This window comes from Vibrio mediterranei (assembly GCF_900088415.1).
Taxonomy (GTDB): domain Bacteria; phylum Pseudomonadota; class Gammaproteobacteria; order Enterobacterales; family Vibrionaceae; genus Vibrio; species Vibrio mediterranei.
Map to the genome: position 1 here is coordinate 50,992 of NZ_FLLQ01000013.1, position 21,109 is coordinate 72,100.

Here is a 21,109-nt window from a genome sequence, read left to right on the forward strand (position 1 = left end):
CAGCATCTTACCAGTGAATAAGGTGATGGGAACAAGCAATTTTTAGATTGTTAGCTTAGTCACAGCGAAATCAAGGGCGGCAGTGGTGTTAAGTCGATAAGTGGTGCTTGTTGCCAATGGGTTTCGCTGGCAAACAGCCACATTGTCGTCACGCGATCTTGTCTTAGTGAATTCACGTCGACTAATGCCAATAGAGCATAAAACCGGTGAACGTAGTGCGTGGTCTCTGTGGGTAATCGTAAATCTGAAAATTGCCGACTACCCGCTCTTTTGATAGCTCGCTGTACACGCCCTTCGCCTGCGTTGTAGGCGGCGAGAGTCAGGTTAATATCACCGTCAAACTTGTTATATAGAAAGTCGAGATATTGCATCGCCGCATGTGTGCTCGGCGCTATCTCAAAACGTTGGTCGTGCTGCTGAGTCACCGTGAGCCCAAAACGTTTCGCAGTCGCCGGCATTAGCTGCCAAAGCCCGGCTGCTTTTGCAGGCGAAATAGCTTTAGGGTTATAGGAGGACTCAAGCATGGGAACTAAAACTAAACTGTCTGGCAGAGAACGCTTAGAGAGCTGTTTGAAGATCTCATCGACCAAAGGGTTGAATTCTTCAAACTTCTTCATGATCTGTTTTTGGTAAGGCTTTAGAGTGTCTAAATGGGGCTGGATTGCACTCTCTGGCGGCCGACTATTCGCATGGCTAGGACGAAACCAGAGACACGCAAAGATAAGTCCCACCCATAATAGTAAGTGGTAACAGTAGATGTTGCGGTTCAGGTTACCTGACATGTTCCCCATAACAGTGTTGTTCTTGCCCTGTTAACTCCCCGAGCAACTCATGGAAAGCGGCCGAACTTTGTCCATTGTCATGATTGTACTTTTGGCACTCTTTAATCAGCGCTTCTAGAATTTGCCATTGCTTGGCAATAGTGTCGGACAGTTTGGCTGGCAGAGCGCGAATGAGCTTTTTAGCTCCGTTTTCAGAACATGGCAGTTGCAGTTGTTGCAACGTGTGGCTGCGTTTACTGGCATTGCTCCCTAATTGCTTGAGAACCGGCAGTTGGTTATGAATGTTGTTACTCAATGCTTCACCATCAAACTTTAAGTACAGCGCTTTTTGATGCTGTAGCAGCGCCAATAGCTTGCGATAAAGCTTGATGTCTTCAGAGATTGAAAGCACAAATTGCTGGACTAGCTCTGTCCTTGTTGCTGCCATTTAGTTGTCCTCTTGCTGAGACATAGCCCATTTTATAACGGCTAAGACTCATGTCCTGTATGAAAACGCATTACTGCTTGTGATAACGCTTTGACGTCTAGTCCCAACTCTCCTTTCGCCAGTGCATTACGAACCGCCTCAACCTTTGCCATATCGACATTCGGCATTGCGGCAAGTTCGGCTTGGGCTTTATCCAATGCTGCTGTATTGGCATTAAACGCCGACTCAGAAATGGTCTTGCGCGTCGGAGCTTCAGTGGTCTGTGTTTTAGATTGATTAAAGTTGGTTTGAGGGACGTGTCCACCGGCCACCTTATCGATTTTCATCACAAAATTCCTGTCTACATTGTCGTTAACAGTATAGGGCGACAGGCAAACAAAAAGTATTAAACAATTTGTTTGCCTATTATGAGGTTGTCTTAGTTAATCTCGCTGACGCGAATACTTGCTGGCATACCTAGATAGAGATTCTCCCTTCCTTGATAGTCGCTACTATCGCCCTCATCCGGTAGTTGGAACGTCAGTTCCGTGCCATCATTGATACTTGAAACCAAAACCTGTTGCGAGGCTAGCGCTTGCTTTTTGATACCTTGAGTCAGATATGAGTACGTCCCTGGTGAAAACTTGAGATTTACGTTCAAAACAATTTCATTAGGGCTTGTCAAAGCGATATGTTGAAAGTGTTTTGTGGGAGCCGATACACTTGGATCATCATGCGCAAAGGGGTCGGTAACGGTCACGCTCCATTCTCCGCCATCGAGTTTGACCATTTGTACTAAGGCTGCCTTATTGCTCGTCACACTTAACCCATTATTAAACACTTGTGTTCCCGCCGCCCTAAAGACGATTTGTGCAACTTCGTGTGAAGAACTGCTAGCCCGGTAGTAGATAGCTTCTCGTTGTTGCTCTGGTGATTGATGGACTTCTAACTGATTAAGGATTTCCTCAACGCGTTGTGGCATCTCATCTGCAGTGACAAAAGGTAACGTAAGGTAGGTGTAGTGACTTCTTTCTCCTGACCCTTCAATCTCTGTTCCATGGTTTATTGCAATAAGCAGTGGCGTTAAGCGCTCACCTGTTTCTGCACCATGTTTAGTCGGGTCTGAATCCGGAATACTGTCACCCCCCCTTAAGTAAGTTCTGACTTTTTGTCCGTTTTGCGGTAAGACAATGTAGCCTTTGCTTCCTTGATGGAACCACATTACCTGGTCACTTAGACTAAGAGTAGGATCACTGGCTGGATTGGATGACCAATTGGTTTGTATTTGAGCAGTCTTTCTACCGTTTACGCCGACACTCTCTCCCTGACCAGGGTTGTAGACAAAAGGTGTCTGCCAATTGACTTGGTCAATAACTGTGAGTATTGGCGAGTTAGCCCCAGCAGTGGAAAAGTCATCGCGTACCCGATGAATACGGTTGCCCATGGCAACGACTAGCTCATCAAGGAAGAAATATGACTTATTCGCCGTGATGCTTGTATAGCTGTGATCACTGGCATACTTGAATGCCGCCATCGAATAGGCTTCATCAGTGTTTTGATAGCTGTTTGTTAACACGGATGAAAAAGCCGATGGATTGCCCGCAGGTTCACTGGATTGCAATGGCAATTTATCTTGCCTCCAAGCTTCGGTTACTCCGGGGAGGAGATGCCAATCCCAGTCGTAGCGGATATTACTGTAGTCCTTAGCGCTGGTTTTGATTTGTAGCACTCCGCGACCATTCATGAATCCAAATGAACTGTCTGAGAAGCTCTCTGCCCCTCGAGTTCGCTGCGACTCAAGTTTGACTGAACTGAACCACTCCTTAGTTTGTGAGTCAGTAGCATCCCACTTACTTTTGCGATGAACCAGATAGTCATTTGACCAGAATGCATTAGCGCCTAATTGTTGATGAGAGTTCATTAAAATGTTCTCAGTCATTTGTGTAAGCGTGGTAATCATATTGCTATCTGTTGAGCTTGGGGCAGAACTGATCAGCAGCTCTGCATCTTTTGATAGTATGTAGCTACCGAAATCACTGACATGAGCTTGGTAGTGACTTCTTCCGGTTGCTTGAAAATCAGTGGCTTCACCATAGATTAGCCATGGCATTGTGTAATTTAAGACATTTAGCGAAAACTCATAAGGTGTTTTGGATGCTTCAAAAGCCGTCCCTTTTAAATAGGACGCGAACACAATAGGTTCTTCGGTTAGCCACTCATAGCCGTAGGCATACATGGCCAAATCCTGTCTTAACCCTACATGATGACTCATAGTGCCATCAGGAAGTAATCCTGACTGCCCATATTTTTGCGCGCTAATACCGTTACTATCAATCCAAAATTTGAAATCCTGAAAGCTGCCCCGAGGACTCCAGCCGGGTAAAATTGTGGTGCCAGCGGATTGCCATCCTAGACCAGGTTGGTCGCCTTCATAATCTGGATACCACAATACGTTATAGGTAATTGGGCGGTTATAGTCTTTAAAGAAAGCAATCATAGCAGCCCAGGTTCTTAAGCGGTGAGCTCGGTTGGCATCTGACCAAGCTCCAGAAGACGCGGCTAAATCGTCGGGATTAAAATAGCGGAAGTAATCGATGGAGGCTTCATTATTAGGCAAGTCGAAGGCAACCTCAGATAGAAATTCACTGGCTTTATCAAAGACTCTTAAAGATAGGCTATGCTCTTCTCCAATGCCGTTATGAATGTCTTTCGCTAATGCGATAAGGACACCTGAAATTGGATCAGTGAAGCGCCAAGCATGGGTCGTATCGTTGTAGTCTACTCCGGTAAAATTACCAAAGTCGGAACTTGGAAATGCATCTAACCAGGCTTCCAATGCCTTCAGCAACGTCGTCTTTAATGAAGAGCGCTCTGAACCAAATTGATATTCAGACAAGTGCGTGTAAGCGCGAGACAGGGCGGCTAGGTGCAATGCACTTTGTTCAAGCTCATCCGCTAAGATTGAAGGTGTAACGACTTGCTTGCCGTAATCGGCCAGATCGACCTCATTTGGGTAGTCGTAAAAATCAATGGCAAGACTGGTGTCTTCTATCCATCCTGAACCACTGTTTTTAAAGCCGCTACGGACTTGATAATTGTTTGCACTCAGTTCGTTTATTTGTTGGTTTACCAGTTCATAGGTGTAGTCTCGACCACTGTGCAAGCGATACGCTTCGTCTGTTGCATAGATATAAAACTGGTCAAAAAACTGCTGCCAAGCCGTCTTGTTGAGAACTTCCACAAGGGTTTCTACTCTGGCTATGGCGATACCATCTTGCTGTAACTCAATCTCTACCAGGTGGTTGTTATCCCAATTTACACTTTCATCGTTTCTCAAAGATAGAACCCCAAATAATCGTCCATCTCTGTCTCTCACATTAGTGAGCTCAAAAAGATCGCTGTTATCGCGGGTCAGTACAAAGGCGAGATTAACATCGGGCGCAGACTCTGGAGCAAAGCGATTGCTTACTGGCTGAATTCGGCCAATGACTTGCGCGTTAGTTTTAGATTGGGTCTGGATTTCAAACCGATTAAACAACAAGGTTTCAGTGGCAAATGAAGTATGTTTGAAGCGCTGATCGTCTTGGTCATCATTATCACCAATACCATCGCCATCGCTGTCACGATAGTTGCCAGAATCGAATGGTAACTCATCGATTCTTAACCCTGAGTTGAGCTGACATTGGACGTTACATTGCTCGTTCCAACTGTCAGGGTAACCATCACTATCTGTATCTACGCTGGCGGCATGGTTATTTGGGAAGGCATCTTTGTTGTCACCTACACCATCCCCATCGCTATCCAGCCATTCTGTTGGATCGTTTGGAAAAGCATCTCGACCATCTGATCTTCCATCAGCATCCGTATCGACAAGCTTTGTTATTGAGAAGGCATCGAGCGATGCACCGTTTGCGTCATCAAAACGCATCAATAATTGATGGTTTCCAGCTGATAACGGGATGTCGGCGTCCAGAATGACGGTTTGGTATAGGCGTGGGTTGGCTACATTAGCCGTATAGTTGAGGTTAAAAATGTTGTTGTTAATGTGAACTGATAGTTCCACAGGTTTGCTGTCTTGACCACTACCAGCCATGAGTTCGAGCTGATACAAGCCACTCTCTTTTACGTCAAGGTCGTACATGAGCCACTCACCATCAGCGGTGTTAGCGACTCCATAAGTCGGGTTCCCTAAGGCATCACTTTGATTATTGTTTTGAATGTCGACATCCACATCCAAACGATGCTGGCCTTTTGAATTTCCAACGGTTGAGTCAAAGTACGCTTCGCCATTTTCAACGTATTGAAAATGCTCGGCTTGCATGTTGCCTGGCACTGGCATTACTGGGTCTACCCAGAGATCGGCAAGTAATGGATAAATGTCGGCATTGTCTCCCATCCCATCACTATCTGAATCGAGCTGCTCATCGGCGTCATTTGGAAAGGCATCTAGCGTTAGCGAAGTGGTCGAGTCTTGCTGGGTTTTCCCTTCATTCCAGTTATCTGGGTAATCGTCGCCATCGCTGTCAATACTGGCAGCAGGATCATCAGGGAAGGCATCTGTATTATCGCCGACCCAGTCTCCATCCCGATCGGGGGAGACGTTAATTTCAATATCCCGAATTCGAAAACCATTGGAAGCAAGCTGTATTTCTAATTGTTGACGGCCCTCATGTAAGGTTAGTCCTTTCATAATAAACGGCTGAAAATTGTAGGCACCAGCACCTTGGGTGTTAAAGGCTAGGCTGCCAAGCGTTTTACCCGTGTTATCTTTCAAATTGAGAGCTTTATCTTTACTGCTGTCAGATGCTAGGTAAAAGACCGCGTCATAGGCTCCACTTTTGGCGACCGCCGTTTCAAATTTTAGATATTCTTGAGGTTGAGTCCAACCAACCAAGGGGAGTTGGTCACTGACTCGAATATCAACATCATCTTGGCGATAACCACCACCTGAATTGCCCTCGGTTGTATCGAAGTACTCGCTATAATCCGCGGCGAAAAAGCGGCCTGGTAATTTAGCATAATTGACAAGGCTAGAGCCGGGACCATATTGAGTGTCAGCGGGATAGGCAGCTTGCTCCAATGTGAGTATAAAATTATCTAATGACAAGGCACGATCATGTAAGCGAGCCTGAATCGTAACAGCACCTTGTGGAAGCCAGATATCAGAGAGAGTTTCGTTTTGAAAGCTGCGCACATCGGCGACATTGGGTGTGTAGGTGAGAGTGCCAAGGTGGCTGCCATCGGTCAGATGAAAACTTAGTGTCATGGAGTTTGTCGTATTACCAGCGACCAAAGCGTCTAATCGATATTTTCCCGCCTGTTCTATGTTCACCGAGTAATTTAGGTACTCGCCATTGTCGCTCCAGCCGACAGCATAGCCGCCTGAGCCATTGCCTCTAATATCAACGTCATCTTGACGGTATTTACCACCCAAATTGCCTGCACTGCTATCAAAATAGCTGACATTCTGGCCCCCTGAGTCATAGTCTTCAAACTCAACGGTAATCGTAGTTGCAGCATGCGAAAATGGTGCAAGTAGGGTTAGTAACCCAATGGCATTGCACCTAGAAAAGGTTGATCTTTTCATAACCACCACTTTTTGTTTTATGGATAATTCTGTTGTTTTTCTTTTTACGATAGCTCGCCTAAATAGAAGGGGGTGGTTGGATTTTTGAACGAATATCGCAATTTACAATATGAATGACGGTATATATTGACGGAGCTTATGGGTTGAGTTGTGAGCATTAGGCCTGGATAAGATTAAAATTGCGTATGCACTTGATTGAGTCCAGAGACAACAGCTCTAATTACTTTCTTTGATTGGCTATTTTGCACCTCGATTTGCTCACCTGCTCCACCTGTTTCCAACGCAATGCCTTTCGTGCTGGCATTGAATTTTCCTTTTGCTGCAATGATGACGACTTCATTGCCCTTCTCGACGAGCGGAGGCTTGACCACGAAGCTGGCATCAATGATTTGCCCTGTTCGCATACGGCGAGAGACTTGGTTGCCAATGATTTGTGATAAATCGGCAACGAAATGAACGGCGCGATTGAGAGTGCGAGTTTCCAGTTGTACCGATGCTGCGGTGATCTGAGTATCTCGATTTAATGTTTGACTGGCGACGGCGACAGGCAGCGATAAGGTCACTTTGGCGCTGGTGTTGATGCGCCAATCGTTGTGACCATCTTGGCATTGCACACTGCGTCTTAAGTTGCCTACAGGCAGTGCCTGACTATCTCGGCTTGTGATAATCAGTGGTGCTTGGCATTTCGCTAAATGTTTTGCTGACTCTGGAACGAACATCACCAGATTGGTCTCGTAGTGCTGCCAGTTTTGTCTCTGGGCGGTGCGCTCGATCTCCGCCAAGACAGACTGTTGTACTGCCACTTCCACGTCTTGTGGCGTCATTTTTTGCTGAGTTTCGGCCTGTGAAGGTAAAGTTAGCAGCAGCAAAAAAGCACTTCCTAGCCACTTCCTCATCCCACGTCTTGCTTCCGTAAAACGGAAGTTCCATTTCCTGATAAATATGTAAGTCATTGTTTTTGTTTTATAAAAAAATTGGCACATATCTTGTTATTTCCCTTGGTACTTCGCCCATTTAAGGACAAGAGACATGGCAATCAGTTTTGATAGTGCATTGGGGGTTCACCCACAAGCACTCAACTTTCGGGTTCAGCGTACCAAGGTGCTTGCTAGTAACTTAGCAAATGTCGATACCCCTGGATACCTAGCCAAAGACTTGAGTTTTACCACCGTGATGAAGCAAGCCAATCCAAATGGTGTGCATACGCCAACACCAAAATTGGACATTGCGACGCAATACTCAGTGCCTTACCAAAACAGTAAAGACGGCAATACCGTTGAGCTCGGTGTAGAGCAAGCCAAGTTCACCCAAAACAACATGGATTTCCAAACCAGTCTGACCTTTATGAATATGAAATTCAGTGGTTTGGCTAAAGCGATAGAGGGACGCTAATCATGTCATTCACTGATATCTATTCCATCGCAGGCTCTGCGATGACGGCGCAAACTGTGCGATTGAACACGGTGGCAAGTAACTTGGCAAACGCTGATGCCGTGTCGGCTAACCCAGATGATGCTTACAAAGCGTTAAAGCCAGTATTTGCCACGGTATACAGTCAAACTCAACTTGCCGCAGGACAAAATGTGTATCCGAATGCGGAAGTGCGCATTGTTGATGTGGTGCAAAGTGACGCCAAAGCCGATCAGCGTTTTGAGCCCAACAACCCGCTGGCAAATGAAGAAGGCTATGTGTACTACCCAGGTGTTGATGTGGTGGCGGAAATGGCCGATATGATGTCGGCAACTCGCAGCTTTGAAACCAACGTTGAAGTGCTGGCTAATGTGAAAAGCATGCAGCAAGGTTTGTTGAGACTAGGAGAAGGACGCTAATGAGTATCGCGCAATTTACCGCTCTGGATACGGACACGCCGGTTGCGAGTCAAAGTAATGCTGGTATCGCGGCCAACCCACAAGACATGAACAGCGCAACGTCACTGCAAAATGAGTTTATCACCTTGATGGTGGCGCAGATTCAAAACCAAGACCCACTGAACCCACTAGACGGCACTGAGTATGTCAGCCAATTAGCACAGTTCTCACAGGTACAGAGTACCGAGAATATGTCGATGCTGATGCAAAACAGTATGGTACTGCTGGATAACATGCAGGTGCTTTCAACGGCAGGGCTAGTGGGGCAAACCGTGTATGTCAGTGGTAATGAAGTGGAGTTATCGGACGGGATACAAAACGGCCGCGTTGAGCTGGCGCATTCATCCAATCAAGTGACCTTAGTTGTAGAAGACGAGTTCGGTCAGAAAACCAAAGTACCGCTTGGCGCACACCCTGCGGGAGACGTGGATTTTTCAATCAACCCTGAAGAGTTGGGTCTTAAGCCCGGTAAGTACTCGCTATCGGTAGAGGTTCAAGAAGGTCAGGCAGACCCTAACTTATTACTTGCCGGTGAAGTGAAGCAAGTACGAATTCCAAGTAACGGAGGCGCAGCCATGGTGAATATCGCTGGTGTTGGCAACGTGCCTTTCTATCAAATCAGTCAGTTTGGTGCCTAGCGCCTACGCTCATCGCACAACAACGTGCTGAGACACATTATCAGAATTAGAGGACATTATGAGCTTTGATATCGCATTAAGTGGCTTGGACGCTACTAACACTCAGCTTAATACCATCAGCCACAATATCGCTAACGCATCGACTTACGGTTTTAAAGAAGCGCGCACAGAATTCTCTGCGGTGTATAACGGTATGCAAGCCGGAGGGGTAGAAGTCGCATCCATCTCGCAAAACTTTGACAAGAACGGTTCGGTTTCGGGAACAGGTCGTGCTATGGACTTGGCCATCAATGGTAATGGCTTCTTCGTCACTAAAGACCATATGGGGCAAACGCTGTATACCCGTGCGGGCGTATTTGGTACCGATAAAGACAACTATGTAGTTGGTAATACGGGAGCGAAACTGCAAGGTTATGGTGTTGATAGCAACAATAATCTACTGACGGGTTCAGTGGGTGATCTGAAGATCAGTACTTCATCACTAGCAGCACAAGCGACTGATAAGTTGGACTTTGTGGCTAACTTTGACGCCAGCTCAAAAGTGGTCGATCAAACGGTGAATCCTTTTGACCCAGCAGACCCAGATTCTTTCAACTCATCATATACCTCCAAAGTTTATGACTCCTTAGGCAACTCGCATACGGTGACTCAGTACTTCACTAAGACTGCAGACAATACTTGGGAAGTGAATGTTCAGGTTGACGGTGGTAGTACGCCAGCACAAACGGTTCCGGTGACCTTCAATCCGGATGGCACACTAGCCTCACCAACGGGCAGCTTTAACGTTGCGTTTCCGGCGGCAGGTGCGAATGCCATGAGCATCGATATTAGCCTTGAAGGCAGCACTCAGTTTGGCGCGGCATTTGGTGTGAGTACCAACAATCCCAACGGTTACACCTCTGGTGAATTAGCAGGCGTGCGCGTTGAAGATAACGGTATGGTGTTTGCGACCTACACCAACGGTCAATCTCAACTGCAAGGACAAGTGGTGTTAGCCAACTTTGCCAACCCTCAAGGGCTTGCGAAAACCAATGGTACCGCATGGACTCAAAGCTATGGCTCAGGGGCGCCAGTCATGGGTACCCCGGGCTCTGGTGTGTTAGGTGACCTAACGCCGGGTGCATTAGAAGGCTCGAACGTTGACCTGACCTCTGAGCTTGTGAACTTGATGACAGCACAGCGCAACTATCAAGCTAACGCCAAAACCATCTCAACGTCTGACAAGCTCACTCAAGCTCTGTTTAACGCAGTATAAGGTGTAGAGCATGGATAGCTTGTTATTCACAGCAACCACAGGGGCGAGCCGAGTACTCAAAGCGCAACACGTTCGCTCCAACAACTTATCGAACGCGGACACTGCAGGTTTTCGCGCCGATATGGAACGCGTTAAAAGCATTCCCCTACAAGGTTCTGGTTTTGATGGCCGCACTATGGTGGTCACCAACTCGGCAGCGACACGCTTTGATGCTGGCGATGTGGTGAAAACGGGCCGAGCGCTAGACATTGCCATCATGGGTGAAGGCTACATCAGTGTACAAACCCCTACCGGCAATGAGGCATACACTCGTGCCGGTAACATCAAAGTCGATGAACTGGGTGCGATGAGCATCAATGGTTTTGCCGTGGTTGGTGATAATGGCCCGATGGTACTGCCTGAGTTCCAAAAGGTAGAGATCAGTGAACGTGGTCGTGTTTCGGTGATTCCTCCAGGCGGTGGTGCCGAAGTGGAAGTAGGCACATTGAAGTTGGTCAAACCGGATATGAATCAACTGCAAAAGGAAAGCGACAGTTTGCTGCATAGCCTTGATGGCCAACCTTTTGCCGCTGATCCAACGGTAAACCTTGCCCCGGAACATATCGAAGGTAGTAACGTGTCAGCCATTGATGAGCTGCTTAGCGTTATGTCACTTACCAGAAACTTTGAGATGCAAATCCGCATGATGAAAACGGCGGAAACCCTTGCGCAATCCGGCAACAAATTAATGAGTGCGAGCTAATCGCTCGCGCCAAGGAGTAAACCATGCATTCAGCATTATGGGTCAGTAAAACAGGGATGGCCGCCCAAGATACAAAAATGACGGCGATTTCCAATAACCTTGCCAACGTTAATACCGTAGGCTTCAAACGCGATCGAGTGGTGTTTGAAGACTTATTTTATAGCATTCAGCGCCAGCCAGGCGCGCAAGTCGACCAAGTGAACCAACTACCGACTGGGGTTCAGTTAGGTAGTGGTGTGCGTGTGGTGGGCACTCAAAAAGTCTTTACTCAAGGCAGCGCGCAAAACACAGGGCAAGACCTAGACCTAGCTGTGATGGGACAAGGCTTTTTCCAGATTGAAAACTCTGATGGCCAGATCATGTATACCCGAAATGGTCAGTTCCATGTCAATTCAGAAGGTCTGATGGTAAACAGCCAAGGTTTGCCATTGGAGCCTCAAATTCAGATTCCCGATAACGCTTTGACACTCTCTGTTGGTGTTGATGGCACGGTGACTGCGACCACGGCAGACGGTCCTGCGCCACAGGATCTAGGACAAATCACCCTAGCGAAATTTGTTAACCCAGCAGGTCTAGAAGCCATTGGCGGCAACTTGTTTAAAGAGACCGAAGCCAGTGGGCAAGCAGAAGAGCTGATTGCCGGTGAAGAAGGGGCGGGCAGTATCAAGCAAGGCGCATTAGAAGGCTCAAACGTGCAAGTAGTGGAAGAGATGGTCGATATGATCACCACCCAACGCGCTTATGAAATGAACGCCAAGGTGGTCTCGGCTGCCGATGACATGCTGAAGTTCGTCGCACAAGCGGTGTAGGTTAGTAAAGTTGGGAATTAACGGAAAAGGGATAAGTGGTATGAAATGGCTTTCTCGCTGGGGAGTGGTAATTGGGCTACTCGTGCTTACTGGCTGTGCAGCTCGACCAGAGTTTGTACCACCAGAGCCGGATGAACAAAAGTATGCACCGCCTGAGCTCAATTACGCGCTGCCACAAGCAACGGGAGGAAGCCTCTATCGCCATCAATATAACTTAACCTTATTCCAAGACCGTCGAGCGTACCGAGTGGGTGATGTACTGACGATTTTGCTGGTGGAAGAAACGCAATCGAGCAAGAAAGCGGATACCAAATTCGGCAAGACGTCTAAAGTGGATTTTGGTGCGGCAACCGTTGGTGGAAACACCTTTGACGAGACGGCGGTGGGTCTTAATGGCAGCCGAGCTTTTGATGGCAGTGCCGCTAGCTCCCAAGGTAATAAGTTAGAAGGCGCTATTACGGTCACGGTACATGAAGTGATGCCCAATGGCGTACTCAAAATTAGCGGTGAGAAATGGATTCGTCTTAACCAAGGCGATGAATTTATTCGCGTCACGGGCATTATTCGTGCCGACGATGTAGACCGTTACAACCAAGTGTTTTCTCATCGCATAGGGGATGCGCGCATCACCTACTCTGGACGTGGTGCTTTAGCTGACAGCAACTCTGCTGGTTGGCTCACTCAGTTCTTTACCAGCCCATGGATGCCGTTCTAATGACTCAACAACGCTATTTCTTTACTTCAATTCTACTGGCATTTGCTCTCGGTATGATGTCATCAGCCAGAGCCGAGGTAGAAATCCCAATTATGGATCTGGTGGACGTACAGGGTGTGCGCACTAACCAGCTTGTTGGTTATGGTTTGGTTGTGGGTCTCGACGGCCAAGGTGACCGAAACCAAGTGAAGTTTACCGCTCAGTCTATCACCAATATGCTGCGCCAATTTGGGGTACAAATCGGTGATGATGCGAATCCAAAATTGCGTAACGTCGCCTCGGTGAGTGTCACTGCTTCGGTGGACCCGATGGCAGGCCCAGGGCAAATGTTGGATATAGTGGTCTCGTCAATTGGTGATGCCAAAAGTTTACGTGGAGGCACGTTACTCTTAACGCCATTGCGAGGTGTGGATGGTGAAGTCTATGCAGTCGCTCAGGGTAATGTGGTGGTTGGAGGAGTGTCTGCTGAAGGACGCAGCGGTTCTAAAATCGCAGTAAATACGCCCACCGCGGGACGAGTGCCTAATGGCGCAACCTTGGAACGTGAGATCCCGTCGGACTTTAACTCTCGTTCTCAAATCACGTTGAATCTGCGTAAAGCCAGCTTCACCACGGCAAAAAATATCGCTCGTGAAATCAATGGTACGTTTGGTCCAGATGTGGCCATTGCCATCAACAAAGTGCGTGTCGATATGCGCGCGCCAAAAGATACTCAGCAGCGTGTGACCATGATGTCGATGCTAGAAGAAATGAGTGTTGTAGAGGGACGCAAACCTGCTCGAATCGTCTTTAACTCGCGTACCGGCACGGTTGTCGTAGGACAAAACGTAAAAGTGACAGAAGCAGCGGTAAGCCATGGCAACCTAACGGTATCGATTACTGAGTCTCAACAAGTGAGCCAACCGAATGCTTTCGCTGACGGTGACACGGTTGTGGTCGATCAATCGAAAATTGATATCAGTGAAGACCAAGCGCAAATGGTGATCTGGCCTGAAGGGACAGAGCTCAACACCATTGTGAATGCCGTCAACAGCTTAGGGGCAACCCCAACCGATTTGATGTCCATTCTACAGGCCTTGCATGAAGCGGGTGCGCTCAATGCTGAGTTGGTAGTGATCTAGGAGAGTGTGATGAAAATAGACGCGATGAATGACAGCACGAGAATTAATAGCATGCTCTATCACGACAATGCCGCTCTGACCAACATTAAACACAGTGCCGATGAGCAAGGTGCACTAAAAGAAGTCGCAGGGCAGTTCGAAGCCATGTTCTTGCAAATGGTACTGCGCCAAATGCGCAGCAGTAGTGACGTACTGGCCGATGAAGACAGCCCTTTCTCGTCGCAGCAACATGGCGTGTTTCGAGATATGCATGATGGACAATTGGCTATCGAACTTGCCAAAAAGCAGAATTCTGGGATTGCCGATATGCTGGTGAAACAGCTAAGCCCTACTCAAGCATCAGCCTCGAACCTCGAGGTGCAGTTCGACCCTAGCTTAACACGCACCCTAGGGTCGGCTAACGATATGGAAGCAACTTCACAGGTTAGCACAACAGCTTCGCTTCACAGTGACGATGTGATTAATGGCATCGATCATTCCGTCGCCTTCACTATTCAGTCCCCAAGCGAGGCGGCCACGACCATGGCGTTTTCTCAGCCTCTTATTAGAACAACGGAGCTCTAGTTATGAACCTCGTCAATATTGCGCTTTCAGGCATGAATGCCAACCGAGTGGCATTGGATGTGACCGCTCAAAACGTCGCCAATATTAATACGCCGGGATACAGCCGTCAGCAAGCGGTGATGGCGTCGTTGGCTGGGGGGAAATACGATAAAACCAACCCCGGAATGGGGGTGGAAGTGACCAGTATTCGCCGAGTGACCGATCAATATTTGGTGAAGCAAACGTGGTCAACGGCCAGTGCCGCTAACTACGCATCGGGTTATACCAGCGCCATGAGTCAGTTGGAAAACATGTTAGGGGCTGATGGCTTTAGCTTATCAGCGGGCTTAGATTCTCTATTTGCAGCACTGAACGATGCAACGACAAAGCCTGAATCAACCCCACTGCGTCAACAGGTGATTAATGAGTCGGAGGCCTTAGCTCGCCGCTTCAATACTTTGACCGAATCGCTGCACAATCAACATAAAGATGTACATGACCAGCGTAACGCCGCCATTTCTCATGCAAATAGCTTGATGTCCAATATCGCGGAAGTGAATAAGCAAATTGTTGAAATGCAAGGCACGGGTGGTAACCCTGCGCAGTTGATGGACACGCGTGATGCGCTTGTGGGAGAACTTTCCAAAGTGATGGAAGTGAAGACCACCGATCAAGCGGATGGCAGTATTCAAGTCTCATTGGCTTCAGGGCAGCCTTTAGTTATGGGCAGCGATGCCAGTGTGATTAAAGCGATTCCTGACCCAAGCGATCCATATCTTGCCGACATCCATATTGAGTTTGGCAATCAAACCTTTGCGGCTAAAGGTGACCTTGGCGGTAAGTTGGGCTCACTTCATGACTATCAAGTGGATGTACTCAAACCCTATCAAGACGCCATTGATGATATGGCGCGTAGCTTGGCGGATGAAGTGAATGCGGTCTTGGCAGCAGGTCAGGATCTTAATGGCAATGCGGGTAAAGCCTTATTTAGCTATGACCCAGCTAACCCAGCTGCCAGCTTAACTATCACGGATATTAAGTCGGATGAGTTAGCATTTTCGAGCGATGGTAACCCAGGTAACAGTGATAACCTCAAGGACTTGATTGCCATCAGTAACAAACCAGTGACCATTACTGGCTTTGGTTCCCTGTCGCTGAATGACGCGTTTACTGCGATGGTCGGAGAAACGGCAATCAAAGCCCGCCAAGCGGATTCAGATTACCAAGCGAAACAGTCAATGTTTGAACAGTCGGTGGCAGCGCGCGATAACGTCAGTGCCGTTAATAGTGATGAAGAAGCGGCGAACCTAATGACCTTTGCCAATGCGCACAATGCCAATATGAAGGTGATCAGTACGGCTAACCAGCTGTTTGATTCCGTTTTGCAGTTATTTTAAGGAGTTAGTATGAGAATCAGTGATACTCAATTTAGCCAGATGATGCTGCAAAGCTTGCAGACCAATAATGCCGGGCTTGGCAAAGTGCTACAACAAATGGCGACCGGTGATCGGCTAACTAAATTGTCTGATGACCCAATGGCCTCGATTCAGTTGTTGAACCTCGACCGTGAAGGCAGCGCAATTAATCAATATCAACGCAATATTGCTAATGTGAAAACCACGCTATCAAGCCAAGAGGTTTATCTTGATTCGGTCAATGAGAGTTTAAAAAGTATGCGTGAATTGGTGCTGTGGGGTTCTAATGGCACGCTAACGGACGAAGACCGCGACGGCATGATCACCGAGCTGGAAAGTCTACGTGATTCCATTGAGTCTTCGTTTAATGCTCAGGATGAAGAAGGCCACTATTTGTTCTCAGGCACCAAAACTGATACGCCAGCACTGTCAAACTCTGGGGCAGGTTATGTCGTGGATGGTAACAGCGATAAGCGAGTGGTGACGGTTGCAAAAGGCGTCACCATGGAGTCGAACATGACGGCCAAGGATATTCTTGAGCTTGGCGGAGGAAACAACGTACTTAATCAAATCGATGCGTTGATTGTCGAATTTAAGAACCCGAGTCCAAATTTCCAAGCTGAAGTTGATGCTAGCCTGAACGCCATAGATGATACCTTGGGTAACGTGCTTGGGGCGATGACAGAGATCGGTGGTCGCCACAATAACCTTGATTTGATGGATGGCGCACACGGTGAAAACAAGCTATTCGTTGATAAAGTGACCAGTGATATTTCTGCGTTGGATTATGGTGAAGCATCCGTTCGTCTCAGCAACTACATGGCAGCATTACAAGCAACTCAAGCTAGCTATGTAAAAATTAACGATCTCTCGCTTTTCGACCGTATTTAGGTCTAAGAATTAGTTAACAAGGAAAGGTGTTATGGCAGTAAGTACGGTTGAAGTTAGACCGCATAGTATCAAGCTAACAGGGCAAGAAGCGGCCAGTATCGCGCCCTCACAAGCGTCCACTGATACCAGTACCTCACTGTCAAAGCGCCTGCTAAGACCTCAAGCTGACATTACGTCAGCTTATTCACTTTCAGGCGTGTTGCTTACACAAGGTCAGCAACACGCTACTTCAGTGCAGATTGCTACTAAGGCGCTGCAAGGAGTCGGTAAAGAGCTTACCCAAGTTAAACGCCAACTGACCCAAGCGCTTTCGCATGGTGTTAACAGTAACATGCCTGATTCGTTAGCACGCTCTAAAGCCACGATTGAAGCGACATTGAATCAAGCGCGGTTTGATGGCAAGCGAGTGGTGGATAATGAGCTTAATCTTAAACTCGATACCGCCGATGTGCGTCGTTTTTCTATTCCAGGACTCAATGTCCATCGTATGAGCGAAAGAGCTGAGCAAATTCGACTGGATTTCCCAAGTGGCGGTTCGGTTGTATTGCAGTTTGATGGCCAATCTGATGGTGTTCGAACGGTGAAACAGCTCGATCGCAGCTTAATCCCCATGGGTATGCGTGCCTCTTTATCGCAGGATGGCAGCATTTTGTTTGATGTTCATGAATCTGCTTATGCGGCCATGCAGCAACAAGTGCTGGTTACTGGGCAAGGACACCGTTTCCCTGCCGGACAAGCGAACGCATTCAATATTCAAGCTGAGCCTGATGGCATGGCGGAGTTAAAATTCGACTTAGCGTCTCGAGATGGCATCAAACAGTCCATTGCTAAGGTCAATCAACATCTACAGCAAGCACAAGTAAGCTTAAACGAAGCCAGACAATTTCAATCTCAATTGAATACCCAAATGACGCGCATTCAAAGCCAGTCTAATGTGCCATCTTCAGAACAAGTTGCCCAAAAGCTCAATGACTTCACTCAGCTCTCTCAAGACTTCACTACTACATTTAAAGCCCTCAACGCACAAGCGAATGTTCGTCGTCATACTGTAGTTGCATTGCTTAAATAATCCCTTCGAAAAACCTCGGAAACAAATCATTCTCCTCACGGATGTGAGGATTTTCAGCTGCCCGTGAAAAGAAAAATCGTCACGGCGGCATCCTCTCTCCTGCAATCTCAAATAGATGGTCATCTTCGTGACAACGAAGAATTTATAAATCGCGTAGATGACTGAAAATTAAAAGTAAGTCATGTTATTTGGTTTTGATATGTACTGTATGAGATTCCCTTTTTCAAGGGAATGATGAACGTTTTTTTGGGGGGATGACACCTGAAGTAAATGACTTACTAAATAGGGTTCAAGTCACACCAAAAAGAAAAAATACAAAAAGCAGATAAACGCTAACAGCGTCGCTGAAAGAGTGGGGTAGATGATGTAGGCGTCGCGCTTATTGGTTCGGCGGAAGCAGAGGAAAGTCAGTAGGCCGTTATAGACCACGAGCAGCAAGCTGATCCCCGTTCCTCCTTTTAAAGACAGCGTGGATAACTGACTTAAAAACAGAGCAAGCAACGCGTAATCAATAATGATCAGCCACAAAAATGCTTTTTGAAGCGGGTCAGATTTGCTGTCTGCAATGTGAGGATGAGTTTGACGCATAACACGCTCTACTTCAATGAAATCAATAAGAAATTATTAGCATATTTAGGTGTTCTACCTAAGCATAGAACACCTGATTAAGCGCGCAAGCTAAAGTGCTTGTGGCTCGACGGAAGAGGTGCCTTCCGACTCAAAGCGAATGGTATCGGTTCGGAACACAGGTTGATTAAACTGAGCCTTCTCACGTGCCTTTTCGACCTCGTTAGTCGGCTGTTCGCCAAATAAGGTGCTGATCACTTCGGCAGCTGGAGTGGTCAAGATAAACAGTTCAATACGGCGGTTCTCACTCGATTTAGGATCCTGTTGATTGAGCAGCGCTCGGTCAGACATTCCGGTGACTTGTAGCACTCTTTGCTCAGGCATTCCGCCAGCGACCAAGGTTTGTCGGGCGCTATTGGCTCGAGACGAGGACAGTTCCCAGTTCGAGGAGCTACTGAACGCTTTGCGGTATTGCGTTGCGTCGGTGTGTCCGCTGATGATCATCGGGTTTTCAACACGCTGGAATACCGGTGCTAATGCCAATAACAGGTCTTCAAAGAAAGGGGTAAGTGTTGAACCTCCTCGTCGGAACATGTTTTGTTTGTAGTCATCTTGCAGCACGATTCTTAAGCCTTGTGGGGTGACCGTGACGTCAACGTTCCCATCAGCATTAATCTGGCGCATCATTTCATTGACCACTTTCGCCAAGGCTTCTAAGCGCTCTTGGGTATCAAAGGTGCCGTTGATCAGCGAGTCCGACTCTGGTCCATCGCGATCACCCTGGAAAAAAGAGGTCACGGTATGCACTGAGTCATGACGGCTGGTCACCGATGAGTCGGAGGCAAGATCAATAGGGGAGATACTTTGTGAAGTATCGAAAAGGCTGCCAGTGCTCTTATCAAAAACACTGGCCATTTGTAGGTGGGCGACAATTGCTTTGCGCTCTTCTTTGTCGACCACTTGCATTACCCATAACACGAGGAACAGAGCCATTAACGCGATCATAAAGTCGGCTAAGGCGACTTTCCAAGCACCGCCATGGTACTCATGGTCATGGCGGCGCCCTGAACGCTTAAAGACGACTTGCTCTTGTTTTTGCATTATCCCTCCTGTTCAGCTAGCCACCTCTCCATTTGATTAAAGGTTGGTTTGATGTCGAGCTGAATGTGTTTGCGGCCAGCATCAATCGCGAGCAACGTCGGCTTTTTCGCTACATAGGCGACCAGTGTCGCGCGGATGCAGTCGAAGGCTGACATATCACGCTTAACGCGTTGAGCCATGGCATTACTGGCTGGGTCTAAACAGCAGTAACAACCAAAAATACCTAAAAATGTACCTACTAGAGCGGCGGCGACGTGATAGCCAATCAAGGCAATGGAACCATCAATAGCTTGCATGGTGATGATGATCCCGCCAACGGCTGCCAATATCCCAAAACCGGGTAGAGCTTCTGCCGTACGTTGCATTGAGCGAGATGGAAGCAGCAGGTCTGATTCAATCGCTTCAATCTCTTGCTCTAGTAATCCCTCTAATTCATGAGGCGACATTTGTCCCATTGCCATTAAACGCAAATTGTCGGTAATGAAAGAAACAAGACGATAATCACGGCTAACCAGTGGGTAACGGTTGAAAATCGGGCTTTGTTCCGGGTTCTCGATGTGTTTATCGAGTGCTTTGAAGCCACCACTGCGAACGGTTTCTAACAAGACTTGTAGTAATGCCATTAATTCCATGTAGAACGCTTGCTCGTCCTTGTGAGGTGACATAATAGAGCGAAGCTGGCTGCGCATTTCTTTCAAGACTTGCGGAGGGTTACCTATGATCAATGAGCCGACTGTGGCACCGATGATGATCAGAAATTCGGCTGGCTGCCAAATGGCCATCATGCTTCCCCCGGCCCAAACGTAACCGCCGAAGACACACATCAGAATAATGATCGCGCCCATAAACTTTTGCATATGTGACTCCTAAGAAGATAGTAATTGGTTGAGTTGTTTTAGCGCTTGTTTGTGGAGCTGACAGATCCGTGGTGGTGTCAGTTCGAGTACCAAGGCAATTTCATGTAGGTTGAGTTCGTGCTGATAAAACAGTGTCATCAGCAGTTGTTCTCGTTTTGGCAATTTTGCGAGAGCGACCTCTAGACTGCGGCGAATATGCTCATGGCTCATGCCTTCATAGGCACTATCTACCTGGCCTTCCAGCCCTTTTTCTATCAACTGATCGAGACTTTGCATCTCGCCAGCCATTGAGGCGCTGAGCCGAGTGTGATAATCCGCTTGATCGGTGCCGAGGGCTTTAATGATCTCTTGCTCCGTCGGCATTCGTTTCAGTGCTTTGGTGAGATCGCGGGTGATATCGTTGAGCTCATGCGCTTGCTGGCGTGTTTTACGTGAACGCCAATCAAGTCGGCGTAGCTCATCCAAAATAGAGCCTCGAATACGACACACAGCAAATGCAGGGAAGTTGGGGTCATCGATATTGCCATAGCGACGCCCTGCTTCCAGTAACCCTATTAATCCTATTTGCTGCATGTCTTCGATGCTGCAATGGGTCGTAGCATGGTTACGCAGTTGATTGACCACTCGTTTCACCAAAATCTGGTGTTGGCTCAGAAGACGATTTTCATCAATGGGTGTCGTTGGCGAATTCACTTCGTCGGCGACACCATAACTGTCCGTGTAATTCATATCCAACATAGGCG

At 47.6% G+C, this 21,109-nt stretch carries 21 protein-coding genes; 12 read left to right on the forward strand and 9 right to left on the reverse strand.

From position 1 onward, the window contains the following. Positions 1–59 precede the first annotated feature (59 nt). From VME0621_RS24055 to flgA, 5 genes are all read right to left on the reverse strand, one after another. Positions 60–782 carry a lytic transglycosylase domain-containing protein gene (locus VME0621_RS24055; protein ID WP_051868217.1) on the reverse strand — a complete coding sequence of 241 codons (723 nt, stop codon included), beginning with the start codon at positions 780–782 and terminating at the stop codon, positions 60–62. Further along, the gene (flgN, locus tag VME0621_RS24060; RefSeq protein ID WP_038228680.1) at positions 772–1,209 is read right to left on the reverse strand and encodes a flagellar export chaperone FlgN; all 438 of its coding nucleotides are present in this window, start codon (positions 1,207–1,209) and stop codon (positions 772–774) included. The genes VME0621_RS24055 and flgN overlap by 11 nt, the downstream gene beginning before the upstream one ends. Positions 1,210–1,250: 41 nt before the next feature. Beyond that, a complete protein-coding gene (gene flgM / locus VME0621_RS24065; RefSeq protein ID WP_062462618.1) occupies positions 1,251–1,535 on the reverse strand; it encodes a flagellar biosynthesis anti-sigma factor FlgM in 285 nt (94 codons plus the stop codon). A gap of 92 nt (positions 1,536–1,627) precedes the next feature. Further along, positions 1,628–6,775 carry a polysaccharide lyase family 8 super-sandwich domain-containing protein gene (locus VME0621_RS24070; RefSeq protein ID WP_062462615.1) on the reverse strand — a complete coding sequence of 1,716 codons (5,148 nt, stop codon included), beginning with the start codon at positions 6,773–6,775 and terminating at the stop codon, positions 1,628–1,630. Positions 6,776–6,948: 173 nt separating this feature from the next. Next, positions 6,949–7,728: a flagellar basal body P-ring formation chaperone FlgA gene (gene flgA, locus VME0621_RS24075; protein WP_065311749.1), complete on the reverse strand. Its 780-nt coding sequence runs from the start codon at positions 7,726–7,728 to the stop codon at positions 6,949–6,951. A gap of 76 nt (positions 7,729–7,804) precedes the next feature. Here flgA and flgB point away from each other — a divergent pair, with 76 nt between their 5' ends. Genes flgB through VME0621_RS24135 form a run of 12 tightly spaced genes read left to right on the forward strand, consistent with a single transcriptional unit; the run spans position 7,805 to position 17,841 of the window. Beyond that, positions 7,805–8,167, forward strand: a complete 363-nt coding sequence (flgB, locus tag VME0621_RS24080) for a flagellar basal body rod protein FlgB (protein WP_006072109.1) — start codon at positions 7,805–7,807, stop codon at positions 8,165–8,167. Between the two features lie 2 nt (positions 8,168–8,169). Then, positions 8,170–8,604, forward strand: coding sequence for a flagellar basal body rod protein FlgC (gene flgC / locus VME0621_RS24085; RefSeq protein WP_006072110.1), 435 nt, complete (start codon positions 8,170–8,172; stop codon positions 8,602–8,604). Next, the gene (flgD, locus tag VME0621_RS24090) at positions 8,604–9,281 is read left to right on the forward strand and encodes a flagellar hook assembly protein FlgD (RefSeq protein ID WP_006072112.1); all 678 of its coding nucleotides are present in this window, start codon (positions 8,604–8,606) and stop codon (positions 9,279–9,281) included. Before flgC ends, flgD begins: the two co-directional genes overlap by 1 nt. 58 nt (positions 9,282–9,339) lie before the next feature. Continuing rightward, positions 9,340–10,536, forward strand: coding sequence for a flagellar hook protein FlgE (gene flgE / locus VME0621_RS24095; protein WP_062462610.1), 1,197 nt, complete (start codon positions 9,340–9,342; stop codon positions 10,534–10,536). A gap of 10 nt (positions 10,537–10,546) precedes the next feature. Continuing rightward, the gene (locus VME0621_RS24100) at positions 10,547–11,278 is read left to right on the forward strand and encodes a flagellar basal body rod protein FlgF (protein ID WP_006072116.1); all 732 of its coding nucleotides are present in this window, start codon (positions 10,547–10,549) and stop codon (positions 11,276–11,278) included. 23 nt (positions 11,279–11,301) lie between these two features. Then, positions 11,302–12,087, forward strand: a complete 786-nt coding sequence (flgG, locus tag VME0621_RS24105) for a flagellar basal-body rod protein FlgG (protein ID WP_006072118.1) — start codon at positions 11,302–11,304, stop codon at positions 12,085–12,087. 40 nt (positions 12,088–12,127) lie between these two features. After that, a complete protein-coding gene (gene flgH, locus VME0621_RS24110) occupies positions 12,128–12,802 on the forward strand; it encodes a flagellar basal body L-ring protein FlgH (protein WP_006072121.1) in 675 nt (224 codons plus the stop codon). Further along, entirely contained in the window at positions 12,802–13,923 is a 1,122-nt protein-coding gene (locus VME0621_RS24115) for a flagellar basal body P-ring protein FlgI (RefSeq protein WP_006072123.1), read from the forward strand. Before flgH ends, VME0621_RS24115 begins: the two co-directional genes overlap by 1 nt. Positions 13,924–13,932: 9 nt before the next feature. Continuing rightward, positions 13,933–14,487: a rod-binding protein gene (locus VME0621_RS24120; RefSeq protein WP_062462608.1), complete on the forward strand. Its 555-nt coding sequence runs from the start codon at positions 13,933–13,935 to the stop codon at positions 14,485–14,487. A gap of 2 nt (positions 14,488–14,489) precedes the next feature. Next, positions 14,490–15,863 carry a flagellar hook-associated protein FlgK gene (gene flgK / locus VME0621_RS24125; protein ID WP_006072127.1) on the forward strand — a complete coding sequence of 458 codons (1,374 nt, stop codon included), beginning with the start codon at positions 14,490–14,492 and terminating at the stop codon, positions 15,861–15,863. A gap of 9 nt (positions 15,864–15,872) precedes the next feature. After that, the gene (flgL, locus tag VME0621_RS24130) at positions 15,873–16,772 is read left to right on the forward strand and encodes a flagellar hook-associated protein FlgL (RefSeq protein ID WP_006072129.1); all 900 of its coding nucleotides are present in this window, start codon (positions 15,873–15,875) and stop codon (positions 16,770–16,772) included. A gap of 31 nt (positions 16,773–16,803) precedes the next feature. Then, on the forward strand, positions 16,804–17,841 hold the full coding sequence (locus VME0621_RS24135; RefSeq protein WP_062462606.1) for a hypothetical protein: 1,038 nt from the start codon (positions 16,804–16,806) through the stop codon (positions 17,839–17,841). Between the two features lie 294 nt (positions 17,842–18,135). On the opposite strand, the gene VME0621_RS24140 is transcribed toward VME0621_RS24135, so the two are convergent. The 4 genes from VME0621_RS24140 to VME0621_RS24155 form a co-directional block, all read right to left on the reverse strand. Continuing rightward, positions 18,136–18,429: a hypothetical protein gene (locus VME0621_RS24140; RefSeq protein ID WP_006072133.1), complete on the reverse strand. Its 294-nt coding sequence runs from the start codon at positions 18,427–18,429 to the stop codon at positions 18,136–18,138. 90 nt (positions 18,430–18,519) lie between these two features. After that, positions 18,520–19,509 (reverse strand): flagellar motor protein MotB, encoded by a 990-nt coding sequence (locus VME0621_RS24145; RefSeq protein ID WP_006072134.1) that lies wholly within the window; start codon positions 19,507–19,509, stop codon positions 18,520–18,522. Next, positions 19,509–20,366: a flagellar motor stator protein MotA gene (gene motA, locus VME0621_RS24150; RefSeq protein ID WP_006072135.1), complete on the reverse strand. Its 858-nt coding sequence runs from the start codon at positions 20,364–20,366 to the stop codon at positions 19,509–19,511. Before motA ends, VME0621_RS24145 begins: the two co-directional genes overlap by 1 nt. Positions 20,367–20,375: 9 nt before the next feature. Next, positions 20,376–21,104 (reverse strand): FliA/WhiG family RNA polymerase sigma factor, encoded by a 729-nt coding sequence (locus tag VME0621_RS24155; protein ID WP_006072137.1) that lies wholly within the window; start codon positions 21,102–21,104, stop codon positions 20,376–20,378. Positions 21,105–21,109 lie beyond the last annotated feature (5 nt).